A 2,335-nucleotide genomic window follows, 5' to 3' on the forward strand; every position below is an offset into this window, starting at 1 on the left:
GGAGACCGACGCGTGTGGGGCTCCGAAATCCGGGTTTCGGCGTGTGAGCTGGCCTTTTACAGTTGGTGTGATCGTCCGGGGGGTCTCATCAGGCGGCGTTGCGGTATTCGTTGATCATGCCGCCGAGGATGCGTGTGCGACGGACGGTGCAATCCGAGGTCGGGGTGACCATGGGTGGTGGGTCGGGTGGGTGCTGGCCGAGGGAGCGGTGGGGTCGGTGGGTGTTGAAATGCTCGGCGTAGCTGTCGAGGACTGACGTCAGGTGCCGTTCGGAGACGATCAGCAGTCTGTCGGTGCATTCGCGGCGGACGGTGCCGATCCAGCGTTCCGCGATCGCGTTCGCCTGTGGYGACTGTGGCGGTGTGCGCACCACGTCGATACCGGCCCCGGTGAAGACAGYGTCGAAGGAAGCCGTGAATTTCGTGTCGCGGTCACGGATGAGGAACCGGAACCGGTGGCCACGTTCGTCGAGGTCCATCAGCAGGTTCCGTGCCTGCTGGGTGACCCACGCCGCGGTCGGATGCTTCGTGACCCCGAGAACATGAATGTGGCGGGTGGCGTGTTCGACGACGAAGAACACGTAGATCCGCTGGAGGAACACGGTGTCCACCGTGAAGAAATCGCAGGCCAGCAGGCCGGAGGCCTGGGCGCGCAGGAACGTACGCCAAGAGGTGTCGGCCCGCCGGGGTGCGGGGTCGATGCCGGCGCGGTGCAGGATCCGCCAGACGGTGGCGACCCCGACCGGGTAGCCCAGCCCGACGAGTTCGCCTTGGATCCGGCGGTGGCCCCAGGTCGGATTTTCCTGCGCGAGGCGCAGGACCAGCTCGCGGATCTCCCGGCGGGCCGGCGGCCGCCCAGGGGTCTTGCGTGGGTAGGTCCATTTTCGGGCGAGGAGCTCACGGTGCCACCGCAACACGGTGGCGGGGGTGACGACGAACGAACCCCAGCGAGCTCGGGGTAGCAGCCGGGACAGGGCTGCGAGGATCACCCGATCCGCCGGTTCCAGCGTCGGACGGTTCACCTGCCGTCGCAGCACCGCCACCTGATGTCGCAGGACGAGGAGCTCCACGTCCTTCGCGGTGTCCCCGCGCATGCGGAGCAGCATCAGTCCGAGGGCGTTACGTGTCAGGGCGTAGAGCAGGGACCACACCATGGCCGTCCAGCCTGCCCGACGCGGACCCCGTCTCGCAGGCAAACGTGCAGGTCACCGCCCAAATCGGGGTTCTGAAGCCCCACAGGGTCCTCCTTGGAGCCCTCCATGCAGACTCACGTGTCGCTACGCTAAGTAGCGAGAGAAGCTCATAGTGTGTCGGCTAGGTGTCTGCGCCGCTGCCGTCGTCACGGTGTACTGGGCCCTGCTCTCGAGCACCACCCAGGACAGCCGCGGTCCGTAGAACCGGCGGTTGCCCGGTGCCCGGCCACTGTGGCCGGGCACCGGACAGCCGCATCAGCCCTTAACGGTCAGGGAGTGCAGTGAGCGACAATGAGCCAAAGCTGATCTACGGCCAGGGGGCAGAAGCGTGCCCCGAGGGGAACTTCTGCCTCTACCGGGCCAGCAACTTCAACGCAGGCCAGACCCCGGGCCGTGGCGACAAGATCCTCGCCATTCCGAGCGGCGTGTACGTCAACGACTTCTCCGAGTACGGATTCGACCACAGCGGTGACGGGGTAAGCGCCGTCGTCAACAACACGGCCGAGGACAACGCGCTCTTCTCGGCCGCCAACCAGCAGGGGCACTCACTGCCGGTAGACCGGGCAGCGTCCATCGCGGACCTGCGGCAAATTCCCATGGCCGGGAGTCCAAACGGCTCCTGGAACGACCAGGCCCAGTCCGCGCTGGCGGCCCGCTTCGTGGGAAACTTGCGCGTCGACCAGGAACTGCGCGGCCACTGGGCGGAAGGCCCGGGGCACGCTTACTCGGGTCTTCGAAGTTAACCGGGGTGGGGCACGGTGACCTGACCGGGGCTGGTGACCGTGCGTGATGTTGGCTCGTCGTGGCTTTGTWTGCCCCGCGTGGGACGCTGGCATGTCGTGACATGAAAAGACCCGCAACCCGGGCGATCTTGATTGTTCTCACGCAATCCAGACGCCACGGGGTTACGGRCTTGAACGATCATAGTAGTGCGGCGACGTTGCTGTTGGAGCTGGACGGTCTGGTGGTGCAGCGCGTCGAGCGGCAGGCCGACGGATCACGGCTGGCATGGCTTGCGACCGTGGACGAGACGGCGCGGGCATGTCCGGGCTGCGGAGTGTTCGCGCATCGGGTCAAGGGCATCGTGACCACCCGGCCGCGTGACCTGCCTTGCGGCTCCACCCCGCTGCGGCTGGTGTGGGT

3 protein-coding genes are annotated in these 2,335 nt (G+C 66.7%); 2 read left to right on the plus strand and 1 reads right to left on the minus strand.

The window, feature by feature from the left end; translation table 11 throughout:
* Positions 1 to 88: 88 nt before the first annotated feature.
* Complete coding sequence (locus BBK14_RS12175; RefSeq protein ID WP_198541245.1) at positions 89 to 1,195, minus strand: integrase core domain-containing protein; 1,107 nt, start codon at positions 1,193 to 1,195, stop codon at positions 89 to 91.
* A 278-nt stretch (positions 1,196 to 1,473) separates the two neighbouring features.
* Between BBK14_RS12175 and BBK14_RS12180 the strand changes: the two genes are divergently transcribed.
* Together BBK14_RS12180 and BBK14_RS12185 are read left to right on the plus strand one after the other, a co-directional pair.
* Positions 1,474 to 1,935, plus strand: a complete 462-nt coding sequence (locus tag BBK14_RS12180; protein ID WP_241831419.1) for a peptidase inhibitor family I36 protein — start codon at positions 1,474 to 1,476, stop codon at positions 1,933 to 1,935.
* 170 nt (positions 1,936 to 2,105) lie between these two features.
* Positions 2,106 to 2,335: transposase family protein (locus BBK14_RS12185; protein WP_241831420.1), on the plus strand; the 230-nt coding region annotated here is incomplete at its 3' end.

Source organism: Parafrankia soli, from assembly GCF_001854695.1.
GTDB lineage: Bacteria > Actinomycetota > Actinomycetes > Frankiales > Frankiaceae > Parafrankia > Parafrankia soli.